Source organism: Anabaena sp. PCC 7938 (assembly GCF_049315035.1).
Taxonomy (GTDB): domain Bacteria; phylum Cyanobacteriota; class Cyanobacteriia; order Cyanobacteriales; family Nostocaceae; genus Anabaena; species Anabaena cylindrica.
Map to the genome: position 1 here is coordinate 2,621,950 of NZ_CP186034.1, position 17,186 is coordinate 2,639,135.

At 38.3% G+C, this 17,186-nt stretch carries 12 protein-coding genes; 5 read left to right on the forward strand and 7 right to left on the reverse strand.

Going from position 1 to position 17,186, the window contains the following annotated elements; all coding sequences use genetic code 11:
- Positions 1–43 precede the first annotated feature (43 nt).
- Together ACOWPH_RS12050 and ACOWPH_RS12055 are read right to left on the reverse strand one after the other, a co-directional pair.
- Positions 44–3,211 carry an efflux RND transporter permease subunit gene (locus ACOWPH_RS12050; protein WP_042466064.1) on the reverse strand — a complete coding sequence of 1,056 codons (3,168 nt, stop codon included), beginning with the start codon at positions 3,209–3,211 and terminating at the stop codon, positions 44–46.
- A 96-nt stretch (positions 3,212–3,307) separates the two neighbouring features.
- Positions 3,308–4,618 carry an efflux RND transporter periplasmic adaptor subunit gene (locus ACOWPH_RS12055; RefSeq protein ID WP_042466065.1) on the reverse strand — a complete coding sequence of 437 codons (1,311 nt, stop codon included), beginning with the start codon at positions 4,616–4,618 and terminating at the stop codon, positions 3,308–3,310.
- A 716-nt stretch (positions 4,619–5,334) separates the two neighbouring features.
- Between ACOWPH_RS12055 and ACOWPH_RS12060 the strand changes: the two genes are divergently transcribed.
- On the forward strand, positions 5,335–6,831 hold the full coding sequence (locus ACOWPH_RS12060) for a site-2 protease family protein (RefSeq protein ID WP_015215624.1): 1,497 nt from the start codon (positions 5,335–5,337) through the stop codon (positions 6,829–6,831).
- A 115-nt stretch (positions 6,832–6,946) separates the two neighbouring features.
- Here the strand turns inward: ACOWPH_RS12060 and ACOWPH_RS12065 are convergent, their stop codons facing one another.
- Complete coding sequence (locus ACOWPH_RS12065; RefSeq protein WP_015215625.1) at positions 6,947–8,179, reverse strand: glycoside hydrolase family 10 protein; 1,233 nt, start codon at positions 8,177–8,179, stop codon at positions 6,947–6,949.
- A gap of 298 nt (positions 8,180–8,477) precedes the next feature.
- Here ACOWPH_RS12065 and ACOWPH_RS12070 point away from each other — a divergent pair, with 298 nt between their 5' ends.
- Together ACOWPH_RS12070 and ACOWPH_RS12075 are read left to right on the forward strand one after the other, a co-directional pair.
- Positions 8,478–8,858 carry a hypothetical protein gene (locus tag ACOWPH_RS12070; RefSeq protein WP_015215626.1) on the forward strand — a complete coding sequence of 127 codons (381 nt, stop codon included), beginning with the start codon at positions 8,478–8,480 and terminating at the stop codon, positions 8,856–8,858.
- A gap of 117 nt (positions 8,859–8,975) precedes the next feature.
- Complete coding sequence (locus ACOWPH_RS12075) at positions 8,976–9,110, forward strand: hypothetical protein (protein WP_015215627.1); 135 nt, start codon at positions 8,976–8,978, stop codon at positions 9,108–9,110.
- A gap of 256 nt (positions 9,111–9,366) precedes the next feature.
- On the opposite strand, the gene ACOWPH_RS12080 is transcribed toward ACOWPH_RS12075, so the two are convergent.
- Entirely contained in the window at positions 9,367–10,536 is a 1,170-nt protein-coding gene (locus ACOWPH_RS12080) for a helix-turn-helix domain-containing protein (protein WP_015215628.1), read from the reverse strand.
- 468 nt (positions 10,537–11,004) lie between these two features.
- Entirely contained in the window at positions 11,005–12,225 is a 1,221-nt protein-coding gene (locus ACOWPH_RS12085; protein WP_015215629.1) for a glycosyltransferase family 4 protein, read from the reverse strand.
- A gap of 246 nt (positions 12,226–12,471) precedes the next feature.
- Between ACOWPH_RS12085 and ACOWPH_RS12090 the strand changes: the two genes are divergently transcribed.
- Positions 12,472–13,419, forward strand: coding sequence for a glycosyltransferase family 2 protein (locus ACOWPH_RS12090; RefSeq protein WP_015215631.1), 948 nt, complete (start codon positions 12,472–12,474; stop codon positions 13,417–13,419).
- A 36-nt stretch (positions 13,420–13,455) separates the two neighbouring features.
- On the opposite strand, the gene ACOWPH_RS12095 is transcribed toward ACOWPH_RS12090, so the two are convergent.
- Positions 13,456–14,421, reverse strand: a complete 966-nt coding sequence (locus tag ACOWPH_RS12095; RefSeq protein WP_015215632.1) for a hypothetical protein — start codon at positions 14,419–14,421, stop codon at positions 13,456–13,458.
- A 3-nt stretch (positions 14,422–14,424) separates the two neighbouring features.
- Positions 14,425–15,936, reverse strand: a complete 1,512-nt coding sequence (locus ACOWPH_RS12100; RefSeq protein WP_015215633.1) for an AAA family ATPase — start codon at positions 15,934–15,936, stop codon at positions 14,425–14,427.
- 265 nt (positions 15,937–16,201) lie between these two features.
- Here ACOWPH_RS12100 and ACOWPH_RS12105 point away from each other — a divergent pair, with 265 nt between their 5' ends.
- Positions 16,202–17,086 carry a ParA family protein gene (locus ACOWPH_RS12105; protein WP_015215634.1) on the forward strand — a complete coding sequence of 295 codons (885 nt, stop codon included), beginning with the start codon at positions 16,202–16,204 and terminating at the stop codon, positions 17,084–17,086.
- Positions 17,087–17,186: the final 100 nt, after the last annotated feature.

Below are 17,186 nucleotides of genomic sequence, written 5' to 3' on the forward strand. Positions count from 1 at the left end.
ATCTCTTGTTCTCTAATTCCCAGTCTATGACTGGGAATGAATGCTATCTTGATGCAACCTTCCCATCTTCATGTACTTCTAAAAGCGGATACTTATGAACAGGTTGCAAACGCTGGCGAATTGTCCCAATAATGATATACAAAATTGGCACAATAAACAAACTTAAAAAAGTCGCAACAAACATACCTCCAAATACAGCAGTACCCAAAGATTGACGACTTGCTGAACCTGCACCTGTGGCAGTTACGAGGGGAAAAATCCCCAGCAGAGTCGCAAAAGAAGTCATCAGGATTGGACGCAAACGACCTTGTGCTGCTTCTACTGCTGCTTTCGTAATTGATAAACCTTGATGTTCTCGCAACTGGTTAGCAAATTCAACAATCAAAATCGAGTTTTTACTTGCTAAACCAATTAACATAACTAACCCTACTTGGCAAAATACATCATTACTTAAACCCCGTAGTGATTGTGATGCTAAAGCTCCCATAATAGCTAGAGGAACTGCAAGCAGAATAATCAAAGGATCTACATAGTTTTCATACTGAGCAGCTAATACTAAAAAGACGAAAAGTAAGCCCAAACCAAAAATGATTGGTGCTTGTCCACCAGATTCTTTTTCCTCTGCAACAATACCCGACCATTCATATCCCATATTCGTGGGTAAAATCTCCTTTGCTAGTTGTTCCATAGCTTTAGTTGCTTGTCCAGAACTAAAACCAGGAGCCGGAGAACCGTTAATTTCAATTGAGCGAAATAAGTTGTAGTGATTGATGGTTTGAGCTCCAGTTGTAGGAGTCAATTTGACTAAATTACTGAGAGGAATCATTTGATCATTATCAGAACGCACATATAATGAATTGATATCATTTGGATTTGACCGAAACTGAGCATCTGCTTGGATATATACCCGATATGTGCGAGATAGAAAATTAAAGTCGTTGACATATCTTGAACCCAAGTAACTTTGTAGGGTTGTGAAGATATCTTCAATGGAAACTTGCATAGATTTAGCTTTATTCCGGTCAACCTCAATTAAAATTTGGGGTGTATTGGCTTTAAATGTGCTAAATACAGCTTGCAATCCTGGAGTCTGATTACCGCGCATCATAAACTGACCGACGGTTTCCAGTAGAGAATTTAAGGTGTTAGTGCCAGATATGTCTTGTAACTGAAACTGAAAACCGCTAAAACTACCTAAACCACGAATTGCGGGAGGATTAACTGGAAAAACGCTGGCTTCGGTAATTCCTGAGAATGTTTGTGCTAATTGACCAATTAGGGCTTGTACTGTTTGATTTGGTTTGGTGCGTTCGTCCCAGGATTTGAGAGTAGAGAAAATTACGCCGCTGTTAGCAGTATTCCCACTAAAACTAAAGCCACCAATGGCAAAAGTACCTGTAATTTCTGGCAATTTCAGGATTTCGGCTTCTACCTTACTCATGACGTTGCTGGTGTATTCAAGTGAAGAACCTTCTGGCCCTTGAATGATGGTGATGAAATAACCTTGGTCTTCGTCGGGTAGAAATGATGATGGTACGGTCATGTAAAGCCAAGCCGTAACACCCAATAAACCAATAAATGCGATCGCTACTATCCCTTTTATTTTTGCCAAAAACCTTAAAGAGCGCTCATATCCACGACGCGCGGCTTCTAAAAACCCGTTAAATAAACCAAATATCCAACCTAAAATTCCTCCAGGTACTGGTCTTTGACGTAACAACAAAGCCGAAAGAGACGGTGTGAGTGTCAGGGCTAAAAATGTAGAAATGACCGTAGAAAAGGCAATTGTGAGTGCAAATTGTTTGTAAATTTCTCCAGTCGATCCAGGGAAAAAGGCTACTGGGACAAACACGGCCATTAATACCAGAGAAGTAGCAATTACAGCCCCAAATAGGTCTTGCATCGACGTGGAAGCCGCTTTTCGGGATGACATTCCTTCTTCTTGAATTAAGCGGGAGGTATTTTCCACCACGATAATTGCATCATCAACTCCCATACCTGTGGATAGGGTTAAACCAAACATAGTCAAGATGTTGATAGAAAACCCAAAGGCTTTCACGAAGGCAAAAGTGCCAATTAAGGATAGAGGAATAGTGATGACAGGAATTAAAGTAGTGCGCCAATCTTGTAAGAAGATAAAGATGACGATAGTCACGAGAGCGATCGCTTCGAATAAAGTCTTCACCACTTCCGCTAAGGACTCTTCCACAATTGTAGTGGTGTCAAATGCCACTTGATACTTCATCCCCGGTGGAAAGCTTTGAGACAATCGCACCATTTCCTTTTTCACTAACTTAGCAACGTCCAAAACATTACTCCCCGGTGTCGGAAAAATCCCTATTCCTACACCTTCTTGAGCCTTAAATCTCAGAAATGAGCTATAGTTTTGAGCGCCAAGTTCTGCTCTACCTACATCTTTCAACTTGATCAAACTACCATCAGCAGTAGTTTTAATCACTAAATCGTCAAACTCCTTCGGTTCTGTCAGCCTACTAACTGCCCTCAAGTCAATTTGATACATCTGACCATCTGGTGCTGGCTGCTGTCCAATTTGCCCCGCACCCACCTGTAAATTCTGCTCATTGATGGCATCAACAACATCTTGAGTAGTTAAGTTGCGACTAGCAAGTTTATTAGGATCAAGCCACAGACGCATTGCATAGCGGCGTTCACCAAAAATCCGCGCCTCACTTACACCTTTGATGCGTTTTAGAGCATCTGCTAAATATAAATCAGCGTAATTACTTAAAAAGACAGTATCAAATTCTTGATTATCACTATACAAACCCATTGCCAACAGGATATTGTTCGACTGTTTACTGACAGTGACTCCTGTTTGCTTTACAGAATCTGGTAACTGCGGTTCAGCCAAAGAAACGCGGTTTTGTACCTCAACGGCGGCAATATCTTTATCCCGCGAAGCATCAAATGTGACAGTAATAGTACTGCTGCCATCGTTACTACTGCTTGAAGTCATGTATTTCATGCCTTCGATACCATTAATCTGACGTTCTAAAACAGTTGTAACCGTGCTTTCCACAATTTCTGCACTAGCACCAACGTAATTAGAATTGACAATAATCTGCGTCGGACTAATCTCTGGATACTGTGCTGTGGGCAGTGTAGGAATACTAATTGCACCAACCAGTAAAATGATAATAGCGCAGACACTGGTAAAAACAGGTCGCTTGATAAAGAAATCAACCATAATTAATTGGTAATTGGTAATTGGTAATTGGTGATTGGTAATTGGTAATTGGTGATTGGAATAATTCTTTCCCCTTACACCCTGCCTCTTCCCAATCAATCACTCAGGCATTATCGGTAGTCCATCTCTGAGGTTTTGGATTCCGGAGACGATTAGTTTTTCATCTACTTTCAATCCTTCAATTACTTGGTAATCATTACCTTTGATATTGCCCAGTTTCACTCGCTTTTGCTTGGCTATTAATTGAGAAGCACCTTCAGGAGATTTTTCTGTTTGAGCTACAAACACAAAGTTTTCTCCGGCTATCCGAGATACGGCCGTTGTGGGAATCAAAACTCCAGAACGTTGATCCCAAATCACTCTGGCTCGAATTAATTGATCTGCCCGTAGTTGACCTGCGGAATTGTTATAAAGTGCTTTAACGAGTATTGATTGAGAATTATTACTGATGCTTGGAGAGATAAAAAATACTTCTGTAGTACCAAGAATTTGACCTTGGGCGGTAATCAATTCCACTGGTAATCCCTGACGTAATTGGGAACCTCGTTCTAGGGGAACAGGGATGTTAACTTCTAAAGGTCGATTTTGAGTGATAGTAGCTAATGGTGTGGAAGTACTGACAAAATCGCCTACTTTAATCGGGACATCGCCGACGGTACCATTAAAGGGAGCAGTAATTTTGTAATACTGAAGTTCTACTTGTTGTTGTCTGACATTAGCATCAGCTTGTAGTAAGGATTTTTCTGCCTGAGATATGGTCGCTTGCTGGGCTTGAATTCGAGAATCTATAGCTCCTAGTTGGGCTTTCGCTGTAGCCAGCCTATTAGCATATTGATCTTTAGTTTGACGAGATACTGCCCCTTGTGCGGCTAATTCAGAGTAGCGATCATAATCTTGCTGATTTAAGCGCACATCAGCCACATTGGCTAGGCGTTCTGCTTGCAGAGATTTGAGGGTAGCGCGAGCATTTTCTAGTTGTGCCTGAGAAGCTTGACCAGCAGCAGACAAACTATTTACTGCGGCTTGTTGCTGTCTAGCATCTATTTGCATAATGGATGCACCAGCTACGACAGGATCTCCTGATCTTACAAATATTTGGGCGACTTGACCTTGAATTCTGGGTTGGAGATTGACTGAGCGTCTAGATTCTAGACTGGCAATATATTCTGTAGCATCCTCAACTGTGCCTGTTTGCACTGTCGATAGTTTGACTTTTACTGCTGGGAGTTGAGCATTAGCTGCGGCTGGATTTTGGTTAGGAGTTAGCAACTTCCAAGCGATCGCACTTCCACCCCCAATTACTAGGACTAAAGCTAACAATAAGCGTAGCCACCGTCTTGATGGTGGCGGTGGCTCAAATGATGGCTGGGGAATATCTTCAAAATCAGTTTGAGGCTCAGGAGATGTCATGGCTGATAGAAAGTTGAAGGAGGGGATATTTAAAACGCTATCTGGAACTGTATTATATTGATTTTGAAATTCCTCATTTAGCATGAGGTACTAAAAAAAATTATGTGTTAGCTCATCTCAATATACAAGGTTTATAATTTTTTACAATCTACCGGAAGGTTAATTATATAGTTAATTATCTTCATAGCCGTTAACATCAGGTTTATGCTCATATTTGTTAATCTACTACTTACTTATTCGGGTTAGTCTTACTTCCCAAGAGTATTCAGGTTTATGAACATAGAATATTATTGATGATGGGGCTTATTAGCAATAACTAACCAATAATGAATCGAAACTATGACATATCAAGGCTGCGGTGTTTTGCCTTTCTGCACCAGTGCGATCGCCTTCTTTTTATTCCACCCTTGGAAAAGGAACAGAATTTGTGATTGAAATTTCTATGACTCAAATACCAGAACACAAATAAGAGACTTTTCGGTGAAATTCTCAATAATTTTTATATATAATAATTAATATCATACATAATTTGGGTGACAACTGCCCAATGTGGCAAAATCTTAACCATAAAAGGCTAAATTTGTCAATTTATTCTGATCAACTGCAAATAATAGCATTATTTTGGTAAACTACAACCTGCGTAAGATATTACTGATTAACCGTATTTACAAAACCGGACTTGTACGAGCTTCGGTCTCAATAGCAAAGGTTTAAAGATGTTTACTTCATCAGAAACTCCTATAATTGCAGCAGTTGTGCTAGTCGCTTTCGGCATTTTGGGTTGGGGCTTTTATCGAGCCAAACCCTTTGGTAAGCTGGGAATCTTAGCCTGGTTACAGTCGGTAGTATTGATGGCTCCTTGGCTGCTGTTCTTTGGCTGCTTTGCCGCTGGCATTTATATCAATATAGCGGGTGTATTGTTGTTGCTGGTAGCTTCAACCGGGGTGTATATTTTCTTGGGTAAACAGTTACGTGATGCTGGTCAAGATGCCATTCTCAAGCAACGAGCCACAGAAAGACTCGCGGCTGAAACCTCAGAAGCAGCAAATTCCCCAAAAAATGGCAACAATTCCGCAGTAGTTGCAGAACTGAAACCAGAAGAAATGACAATACCAGAAGAAGATTTGCATACCATTAAAGGTATTTTTGGTATTGACACATTTTTTGCTACCGAGACTATTCCTTATCAAGAAGGAGCAATTTTCAAAGGTAATTTACGAGGAGAACCAGAAGAAGTTCACAACCGACTCACTAAAAGTTTACAGGGACGTTTAGGTGATAAATATCGCCTGTTTTTAGTTGAGAACACTGATGGTAAACCTGTAATGATTGTTTTGCCTAGTCGCAATGATCCACGTCCCATGCAGTTACCCCAAAAGGTATTTGCAGTGATTTTGTTATTAGCAACTATCGCCACTAGTTTAGAAGCATCAGGTTTATTACTGAATTTTGATTTATTCTCCAGCCCATCACGTTTTCCTGAAGCTTTGCCTATTGGTTTGGGCATATGTACAATTTTGATAGCCCATGAAATTGGTCATTGGATATTGGCGCAGCGTCACCAAGTCCGTTTGAGTTTACCGTTTTTTCTACCAGCTGTACAAATTGGCTCTTTTGGGGCAATTACCAGGTTTGAGTCTCTTTTACCTAATCGCAAGGCGTTATTTGATATTGCTTTGGCAGGGCCAGCTTTTGGCGGGATTGTTTCTTTGCTAATGTTGGTGACAGGCTTGTTGCTTTCCCATCCAGGTAGTTTATTTCAGTTGCCAAATCAGTTTTTTCAAGGCTCGATTTTGGTGGGTAGTTTGGCGCGGGTTGTGCTAGGTGCGGCTGTAAAAGCACCTTTAGTAAATGTCCATCCCCTAGTCATCATTGGTTGGTTGGGGTTGGTGATTACGGCTTTAAACTTAATGCCTGCTGGACAATTAGATGGGGGTCGTATTGTACAGGCAATTTATGGACGCAAAACCGCAGGAAGGGCTACGTTTGCGACTTTAGCTTTGCTGGCGTTGGTGTCTCTGGGTAATACTTTAGCGATGTATTGGGCGATCGTCATTTTCTTTTTACAAAGGGATGCAGAACGCCCCAGTTTAAATGAAGTCACTGAACCGGATGATGCTAGAGCCGCTTTGGGTCTTTTAGCTCTGTTCTTGATGATTAGCACTCTTTTACCTTTAACACCCTCTTTAGCTGGACGTTTGGGAATAGGTTGAGGGAGCAGGGGGCAGGGAGTAGGGAGCAGGGAGCAGGGAGCAGGGAGCAGGGAGCAGGGGAAGAAATATCAATTACCTATTCATTACCCAGTACCCAGTACCCAGTACCTAATCCCTATGGTTTCCAGCCTGTTAGTAAGTTAGGATAACCTGCGGGTTTGGGGAAGATTTGCCGGAAACCTGCTTGACGTTCTGGGGCTTTTTCTTGGCTGAGGTTCCAGAGGGTTTCATAAAAGAAGAAGGAAACTCCGGCAAAATTGCGATCGCGCACTTTCTCTACTTGTGTTTTAATCTGTTGCATGGGAACTGATTTATTTTTCAAGCCGCTCAATATACCAATGCTGACAGGAATATGGCTTTTCGCAGCTTTCACTTCTGGGTATTCTAATTCGCTGATAAACACATTTAAATCATTGCGATATATCTGCAAAACTAGATCTTCAACTAACCCCATTCTTTCCCATTTCTGCCAATCTGCTAAAAAGTATTCATAAGAAAAACGTTGAGGATTAGGTGCAACGGAAACTAAACAATCTTTTTTATTAGCTTTAATTGCTATAAATACCCGCTTCATAAAATCGGTGATTTTATTAGCTCTCCAGCGCACCCATTCTGGATCTTTGGGGTTTTTAGATGGCGCTTTCCCTCTATGTTCTTTTTTGTATAATCCTACAGTGTAGGCATCATATCCTAATTCTGATGGTAAGCCGAAATGGTCATCAAATTGAATACCGTCAACATCATAATTTTTGACGATTTCTACAATTAAGTCTTGAATAAAACTTTGGACATCTGGACGAAAAGGACTGAGCCAAACGCGCTCATGTGTACCTTCTTTAACAATTTTAGTACCATCACTGCGACTAGTGAGCCACTGGGGACGATTTTTGGCTAACAAAGAATCAGCAGGAGCCATAAAGCCAAATTCAAACCAGGGAATGACGGTTAAGCCTCGTTTATGCCCCTCGCTGACAATCTCTTTGAGCATATCCCGCTTTTGTAATCCCGGTGTGGGATCAACGGATTTACCGATTACTTTAGCTGCAACTTTGCTAGGATAAAGTGTATAACCCCAATTCCAAACAGCGGGATAAACTGTATTAAAGTTCAGATCATCTAAGCGTTGTAGAGATTTCTGCAAGCTTTGGCTCTCAAACAAAACATCACTGTCAATATTGGTTAACCACACTCCCCTTAATTCGGATGTTGTCCGCTGAGAAATAGCAGTTTGAGCATTCAAGGGTAAAGATAGCATCACCACCGCTACCATACTCAGCACAATCATAGCCGCAAACAACCCTGATTTTATCCGTTGTCGCCCATTCCATCTCAGAAAAGTTTCACTCATTGACTATAAGCACACTAAAAAGCTCTAGTTACAGACTGGCATAATTGCTAAGAAGTTGCCTAAAGAGTAAAAAGTGCTGAGTCGTGTAAGTTTATCTCAGGACTTACACTTATAGTTTAATTTGAGCAAAAACATATCTTCAGTATTAGTAATTACGTCTGCTTCTTTCCTTGACTCAGTAATTGTTGTCAAACCGATTACTAAGCCGTTTCACTTCTAGATAGTAAAAAATTTGCCGAATTTTTCCGGATATGCAAAAAAATTTACGTTTATTGTTACACGTAAATATGTAAGCATGATGAATATCAAACTCGACAAACACACTCCAGATAATCTGGCATCTTTATTTGTCCTTCTCATGGAAGAAGGCATGACACCAAATCAAATTATGGTGGGTATCGTTCGTCTAGCGACGGATAGCAAAGAATTAGAAGGAACTATTGTATCGGCTGATTGTATACGTTTCTTGTTGGCAACAATGCCAATAGATACAAGCGCTCCAGGAGTTACAGAATTTATCTCATCCCTAGCAAGAGAAGGTGTGACTACCTTAATGTTGTTGGATGCCTTGGGTTTTGCTTGCTATGTCCGTGGTTTATTTGATGCGGCAAACATTATCCGTTTAACTTACCAGCGATTACAAGCGGATAGGATCATATCCCAAATGCTGCGTGATTAATAAATGATGAATATCAAGTTTTTTTCAGTTTTTTTTGCAAAATCAAACAACGCCAAGCAAAAAAATGGTCATTAACACCATTCAGTTCTTTACTCAAAAAATCGAGGTATCCATTGGATGAACTGCTTAAATATTTATATATTTCCTGTGGGATTTTTAGCCAGTTGTGGTGAAGCGACAACAAAGCGTTATCAATTAACTGTTGCAACATTAGGGGTGTTGTACAGTGCTTCATCAACAACTGGCGACTAAGTGTAAGTTCTGAGGGCAGACGGCAATCTTTCCCTCTGAATTATCTTTAACAGTCTCGTTTTCTTTGTTGATATTTCCATTAAAACGGTAACGGAAAAATTTTGTCTGCCAAATTGCCAAAACCTCGGATGATTGGCTAACACTAGATTTGATTGCATAGATGGGGCGTTGAGGAGCGCCCCAATTTCTTTACAAGAGGTGGGAAGAGGCAAGGAAATAGGGAAAGTGTTTTCTTAATCACCAATTACCAAATTAATTAAGGCGAATTTTTGATAATAATATGTTTTTTAGCATCAAAACTAATAAAACCTTGTTGTTGTAATTGACTGAGTAGTCTTGTAATTGTGACTCTGGTGGTGCAGCAAGCACTAGCAATCTCTTCATGAGTGAAGCGAAAAGTGAGGCGAGTTCCTTCTGGAACTGGTTCCCCAAGTTGGTCTTTTAAAAGTTCTAATAAATGCTGTAATCTGTCCTGTACTCGTCCTCTGCCAGCAATAAATAAAAAAGATTCTGTTTGTTGTAATCGCTGTTGAATCTTGGGTAACAGGATGTGACTTAGGTTAGGCAAAACGTTGATTTCTGATATATTGATTGAGACTAATTCCACGTCTTTCAGGGCTGTAGCTTGGTAAATGGATAGAGATGTCATACTAGAGCCAAAAACCATTCCTGCGGTTGCTAACCCCGTCAGCACTTCTTTACCTGTTTCACAAAATGTATTGAGCTTTACTAAACCCTGACGCACATACCAAATTAATTGCGAGTAGAGGGGAATAGTGTCTCCTTGAGAATATTTATGTACAGGAAGATTTTCAATTAAGTGACTGTGATTATCAAGAGTTGTTGATTGTTCTTGCTGATACTCATAAGTTTTATGTATTAACCAGTAATAATTAGTAAGTTTTCCATGCTTATTGGAGATGGCTTTCACAGTTACAGAAGCATTAAAAGAATCACCATCTCTTGGATTGAAAGGTAATAATAATTTTCGGACTTGTAGGGATTTGAATATTTGGATCAGTTCATCATAAAAGTACGGGTGTTGTTCGCGGTTGATGAAAGTAATTATTGGTTTACCAACCAGAAAAGTTGAAGAAATATTGAGTAACTGTGCTGCGGCTGTGTTGGCTTGTTTGATGATACCTTTTGGATTAGTGACTAAATAGGCATCTGGTGCAAATTCAAACAAATCTTGGTAGTGTTGGCGTTCTGTTTCCAACAAGTTGCGTGTTTCGATTAGTTCTTCATTTTGTTGATAAAGTTCCTCAACTGCCAGTTGTACCATTTTTGAGGTGCTGTATAGGTCTTTAAACGCGTCTGGTAGCAGATCAGAGGGAATAAAAGGCAATACAGTAGCGGTCTGGTACAAGTCTGCTAAACGGTTGTTTAATACTTCTGCTCGTTGAATAAATTTTTGTATATTCATCTGAATCTTACGTTCCTACTTGCTGCTTACAGAGGTTTAAGAGACTTCCAAGTTAGAGATAAATTCTCTTTTCTAGAATGGGAAAAGCTATAGACATAGCAGTGAAAATTAAATATGCGTTATCCGGAACCCTATTAGACATCGACCGAATTTAAATAAATCCTAGAATCCTCGTAGAGACGTGACCTGGAGAGGTTCTCGTCTCTACATTCTTGTTTGGGGATGTCTAATAGAGAAGCTCCATAGGTAGGGATTTTTATCTAAATCTCTAAATCCAATGAGACTTAAATTATTTTAAATAAAAAAATACTAGTGTAATGGCTCTAATAAATATAAATTTATGATAAGTATTCTGAAGATATTATGCAAAAAGTAAAAATAGTACACAAGTTCTGTGTAGTGGTAATATTGGCTGACGCTCACGGAAGCCTCATTGATCTGCAATCTGCTGAATATGCGTAACTATGCTTACGCTTCTCCTTGGCAGATTTGTTCATAGTATTGACCGGCAATTTCCCAAGTGAATTCGGTTTCTACTAGTTTTCTGGCGTTAGCAGAGAGTTGAAATCGGAGTTCTGGCTGTTCAAAAAGTTGAGAAATAGCAGCTATGTATTCTGCGGGTTGATTGGCGCGTAATGCCCGTAGTGGGGTTGTTTGAGCATCTACAGTTAGTCCTTCTAAACCGCGATCGCTCCCAACTATCGGTATACCCGCAGCCATCGCTTCTAGCGTTTTATTTTTTATACCAAATCCTGTCCGCATTGGCACAACGCAAATTGTCGATTTATGCAAATATTCTGCCATTGAAGGTACACGTCCAACCACATTAATGCCTGGTTTTTCTTTGAGTGCTAAAACTTCTGCTACAGGACGAGAACCGACAATATCAAATGTTGTAGATGGATATTTTTTTTGAATTTCTGGTAAGACTTCATTGCTGAAAAAACAGACAGAATCAATATTAGCTAAATTATCCATCGCCCCGATAAAAATTATTCGATTTCCTCCCGGATCTGAAGGACGATTAGGAAAGGTAACTAAGTCTACACCATTGGGAATAACAGCTATTCCAGCGTTAGAATTAAACTGTTGCAGTTGTTGTTTATCTTCTGCTGTAGTAACTACAATATTCGAGAATTTTGCACAATAACTTTGCTCATAGCGACGCAATAAAGGCAGATTAATTTTATCTCTAAATTTATTTTCAGATGTACCAGTTGCCAATTGATTTAAACAAGTACCATAAACAGAACTATGAACATTAACAAGAGTTTTTATATACTTTTGAAAATGGGGACGAATATAAATTTCATTGACGCTATGTTCACAGGTAATTACATCACATTTACCAGCTTCAACAAAGTTATCAACCCACTGTTGCATCTCAAGTGAGTAGCGGTTGAGGACACTTGGGGGTGTTCCTTTTAGCAAAAACGTACCCAATCTCTGGATTTTTTCTACTAATCCTGCTGTTTTTCCCTCATCTGGGGGACGTTCAAAAACGACTAAGTTATCTACGCAATCTCGTAAATCTGCTATTTCAGCATCTGTCACATCAGACTCACGCTGAGTTACTAAAGTAATATTATGGCGTTGACTGAGGTGCTTCAGTAAATTAAAGGTTCTTACCTGCGTTCCCCCCCGTGTTGGTGGATAGGGAAAGGTTGAAGATAGCATAAGGATTTTCATAAACGTGACGTGAAGTTTAGTATTTTACTGAGTAAAACAATAACATAATATACTACAATAGCTTTGAATTGAGGCCTGATGTCATTTTGATCGGATAAAGGATTTGTGACATGGAATCTTGCGGTATTTACATTTTTGTTAATAATGTTGTAAAACCCCTAGTTCTCACTCCTAATAATCTGACCCAAGCCAATTGTTACAAAAAACTATTAATTAATAAAGTCAAAAATTCTATCTTTTAAATTTATGACTAAAATTACTGTTTGTATCCCTACTTTTAATCGCGTTCAACTTCTACCTTACGCAATTGAAAGTGTTCTCAATCAATCTGAGCAAGATTTTGAGTTAATTATTTGTGATGACGGTTCTAGTGATGACACACCGGATTTGATGTCACAATACACAGATAACCGTATTAAATATATTCGTCATCCGCAAAATATCGGCAAAAGTAATAATATGCGTTCAGGCTTTGATGCGGCCAGTGGTAAATATTTTATTAAATTTGATGATGATGATCGGTTAACACCTAATTTTTTATCACAGACTGCGGCGATATTAGAACAAGATTCTAGTATTGATTTTGTGGGTACAGACCATTGGATAATTGATATTAATAACATTCGGGATGAGGAAGCAACTCAAGAAAATTCTCATCGTTGGGGTAGGAAAAATTTACCAGCAGGTATGGTAGATAATTTATTAGAAGTTGTGTTTGTGCGCCAAAGTTTTCAAATTGGAGCAACTTTGTTTCGCCGTAAAACTTTGCAAGAATTAGGTTTTATGATGCCTAATTGGCAAAATTGCGAAGATAATGATTTATTTGTGCGGTTAGCTGTAGCTGGGAAAAAGGGTTATTATTTACCAGAATTATTAATGGAATATCGGGTTCATGCAGAACAGCAGGGTATTAATCGAGCTATTCCTTATTTATTTGATAAAATCCGATATTTAGAAAGTTATAAGTTTGAGTTTGAGAAATTAGAGAAGATTAGGAAAAGTCGTCTAGCAGAATCGCAGTTGTTTTTAGGTTTGCGTTTGATTGAAAAGGGTGAGACTCAAAAGGGAAGAGAGTTAGTTTTGGCTGGTAAGTCTTGTTCTACTGCTAAGGCTTGGACTGGTTTAAGTTTATCTTTTTTACCTGTTGGGTTAAGAGGTTGGGGGTTTAATTTTTTACGCCAAGTGCGGGGGTGATGTTTCGCGCAAAGGCGCAGAGGAAGAGAAGGTTAACTATTCCGTGCGTATATCTGCGACATCTTTTAGTTTTTGGTAAGTCCCATTGGCAAAGTTTTTAATCTTATGCTGTCCAGATTTAGTTGATTTTTGAAGATTTTCCCAGGTTAAAGTTCTACCTGATTGTTGCCAATACTTAATCGCGTCTAATACTCCTTTTATGTGATTATCATTATTTACTTTAGCCTCTTTTAAAGCACTCTTAATTTCATCATTTGTTGCTGTTAATAAATTAAACTTTTGTGGAGGTGGCGGAGGTATCAGTTGTTCAACCAGAGTAGTCAGTTTTTCAACAGCAGATAAAAGATGGTCTAGTCTATTTTCAATGACATTGATATTTTCAGTAGAATGCGATTTTTCTATATTAGTAGGAGAATTAGATGGAACTTTTTTAATAAATGTAGTAACTGCTTCAAAAGCAGATAACAAATTTTCAATTTTACTTTCAATTACTCTCAAATTATCATCAGAATCATACTTTGCTGCATTACGAGCAGGGTTAGAAACTAATTGGTTTATCATTGCATAAATTGGTTTCAGTTTTTGCTCAATTAAGCTACCAATATCTACTTCTTCAGGTTCAATTTTTTCACCGGAATTTATATTACCAAGCAACTGTTGCATTTCTTGTTTAACAGCAACAGCTTGTTCATCAGTCAGATCAAATACCCAAACCCAAAGTTTCTCTATGTCAATTTCTTTAGCAACCAAACACCAATCAGCACCATAGACAACTTCATACTCTTCTTCTTCAGTATATTCTTCGGTACGACGCACAATTAAAGGAATTAAGTTAGTACCTTGTTGCGTAAGACTGTTCTTTAAATAGTTTTGCTTTTCCAAAGAAACTTCTACAATTTCATACGCTGGTACAGCAATCTGGAAAGTGTAAATTTGTCCGTGGGAAATTGGCTTAATGCGTAAATAGTCAACAATGCGAGCATGGCGTTCTGCTGCGTCCATCTTTTACTCCTGATGTTTATGTTTAGTAACAGAAACCAAATGTTTGGCTAATTGGGTATAGCATATAAAAGAATCTTGTGCAGATTCTTTATCTTTAGAACTTAATTCACGATCAAACTCTGCAAAACAAAGTGGATATCCTTTATTAGGTGTATTTGCAACTATACTCAGGTTGGGAATCCATGTATCTTGAGGAAATAATTCTACATTTTTACCATTAGATACCTTAGCTATAACCTCAGAAATTTGTTGTTTCATATTTTCAGCAATCTTAGGTGCTGCTCTATTATACATACTGACTGCAATACCTAAAATTGGCAAAATTTCATCTTTAGTTTCCTCAACTGCAAAAGCTCTTTTAATAACATATTCTAATGCTCTGATCGGGTAAGGAGCTAACTGGGTAGGTATCAATACTCCTGATGAAGCCATTAATGAAATAGTATTAGCTTTACCAAAAGATGGCGGTGGATCAATTAAAACATAATCGTACTGATTACGATATTTCCTAAGCTTCTTTTCTAATACACGATCAATATCAGGTGTATTAACTAATGTCGCTTCCATATCACTCAAACGAATATGAGATGGAATAATATCTAGTTCAACATCATCCCATTGTTTATGAATAACTGTATCTTCTACACTAGTTCTTGGTTCAGTCAGGAGATGGGTAATATCTTTCTTACCTTGCTGTTCCACATCATCTAAAGGATCTATTCCTAATCCCATTGTTAGGTTAGCCTGAGCATCAATATCAATTAGTAAAACCCGCTTACCCAACTTGTTAAGAGCCGCAGCAAGGTTAATAGTTGTTGTAGTTTTACCGACTCCACCTTTGTTATTAAATACAGTAATAATCATTGCTTTCCGTTCTTCTGTAGTTTCTGGTATTAATGGTTTCTTTTCACTGGGTTCTTGTATTTGGGTGGGAGAAATCTTACCTTTGTGAAATAAGCGCAACATATCTTCTTGCTCCACTGCTTTTGAGATTAAATTCAAAAAGTTCAATCGAACCTTTTGTTGATTTTTGTATAAACTAGCATTGAATGCTAAATAAGTGTTTTTGGATAAAATTCTGTAAAAAAAACTATTTTCATTAACCAACATAATTTGTGAATATTCACAAATTGTCGTGATCTTTTCTTCATAGTTATAAAATATACGAAATTCATAGCCGTTGGTTAATAGACCAAGAACAGCACCAGTTCGACGTATATAGTTATTAATTTGCCAAACACTGCGGGCAATATTCTTGTTTGGTGCTTTTACTTCGATAACTAAATAAGCTGGTTTTATTAAAGCTGAGTCTGGCTGACCTACTAAGAAGTCAAGCTTAGATTGTAGAACTACTACTTGAGACTGCCAATCTTCACTGCTGTAACCAAGGATACGCAATAGAGGAACTATAACCTTTTGCTCTACATCAGATTCGTTACTATTCGAGGTAATCGCTTGAAAAATGTTTTGCAGCTTAGAACCATAATCAGCAATCATACTAATACCGAGAGGCATCGAATTTTCCAATTATATATGATCATGCATCTGATGTAAAAATTTTTGCCCCTACTATTCAGTAAAATGTAATATTGATTGTAATACGCAAGTCTACTGTCTAGTGGGAGGTACATCACTGTTATAATCTGACTGCTTTCAGCGAGAGAATATCGCTAAAATAAATTTTTCACATCTTCCAAAAGACTAAATTAGCAAAAGTTAAAATCTATTAGATAATATGTACGCTACCTCAATGGGAAAGCGTCAGCAGAGGAATTAACCAATGGGATATGTAATTGCAACTGCAAATATGAAAGGTGGTGTGGGTAAAACTACGCTTACGGTCAATATTGCTACTTGTTTAGCCAAAAATCACGGAAAAAAGGTACTTGTTTTAGATTTAGATAGTCAAATTAGTGCCACACTTAGTGTTATGTCACCAGTAGAGTTTGCTAAACGTCGCAAACAAAGAAAAACTTTTCGGTATTTAATAGATGAGATTATTAACCCTGATCCTAATGCTAAATTGACGATTCATGATATTGTTTATCCCCAAGTTTGTAATCTCCCAGGGTTGGATATGTTACCTGGTGATATTGACTTATATGATGAATTTGTTGTTTCGGAAATGCTACATAATCAGTCTGTAGCTTTGGGTGAAAATGACTTTGAAACTATTTGGAATCGCTTTGAAAGAGTTTTAATTAGAGATATTCTCAAACCAGTGCGTGATGAATATGATTTTATTCTCTTAGATTGCGCCCCTGGTTATAATCTCATGACTCGTAGTGCTTTAGCTACAAGTGATTTTTATATTCTCCCAGCTAAACCAGAACCGTTGTCTGTGGTAGGAATTCAACTGTTAGAAAGACGTATTGCCCAATTAAAAGATAGTCATGAACATGAAGCAAAGATAGATATCAAAATGTTAGGAATTGTCTTTAGTATGTACAGTTCTAATTTATTGAATGGTAGATATTATAAACAGGTAATGCACCGGGTTGTAGAAGATTTTGGTGTTGAGAAAATCTGTAAAGCACAAATTCCAGTTGATGTAAATGTGGCTAAGGCTGTTGATAGTTTTATGCCTGTTTCTTTGCTGAGTCCAAATACTGCTGGTTCTAAGGCTTTTATGCAATTGACTCAGGAATTGTTGCAGAAGTTGTAAGAAGGTTGAAATTATAGAGGCGTTTGATCAAGCGTCTCTATTAAGGTTGAAGATAGGAAGAAAGAATTAACCGCAGATGGACGCAGATAATTTTGTAATT

Excerpts from the sequence above, each read along its gene's own strand:
- ACOWPH_RS12085 (WP_015215629.1), bottom strand. The coding sequence starts at position 12,225 with ATGAAAATCCTTATGCTATCTTCAACCTTTCCCTATCCACCAACACGG.
- ACOWPH_RS12100 (WP_015215633.1), bottom strand. The coding sequence starts at position 15,936 with ATGCCTCTCGGTATTAGTATGATTGCTGATTATGGTTCTAAGCTGCAA.
- ACOWPH_RS12065 (WP_015215625.1), bottom strand. The coding sequence starts at position 8,179 with ATGAGTGAAACTTTTCTGAGATGGAATGGGCGACAACGGATAAAATCA.
- ACOWPH_RS12105 (WP_015215634.1), top strand. The coding sequence starts at position 16,202 with ATGGGATATGTAATTGCAACTGCAAATATGAAAGGTGGTGTGGGTAAA.
- ACOWPH_RS12055 (WP_042466065.1), bottom strand. The coding sequence starts at position 4,618 with ATGACATCTCCTGAGCCTCAAACTGATTTTGAAGATATTCCCCAGCCA.
- ACOWPH_RS12080 (WP_015215628.1), bottom strand. The coding sequence starts at position 10,536 with ATGAATATACAAAAATTTATTCAACGAGCAGAAGTATTAAACAACCGT.
- ACOWPH_RS12060 (WP_015215624.1), top strand. The coding sequence starts at position 5,335 with ATGTTTACTTCATCAGAAACTCCTATAATTGCAGCAGTTGTGCTAGTC.
- ACOWPH_RS12095 (WP_015215632.1), bottom strand. The coding sequence starts at position 14,421 with ATGGACGCAGCAGAACGCCATGCTCGCATTGTTGACTATTTACGCATT.
- ACOWPH_RS12075 (WP_015215627.1), top strand. The coding sequence starts at position 8,976 with ATGAACTGCTTAAATATTTATATATTTCCTGTGGGATTTTTAGCCAGT.
- ACOWPH_RS12070 (WP_015215626.1), top strand. The coding sequence starts at position 8,478 with ATGAATATCAAACTCGACAAACACACTCCAGATAATCTGGCATCTTTA.
- ACOWPH_RS12090 (WP_015215631.1), top strand. The coding sequence starts at position 12,472 with ATGACTAAAATTACTGTTTGTATCCCTACTTTTAATCGCGTTCAACTT.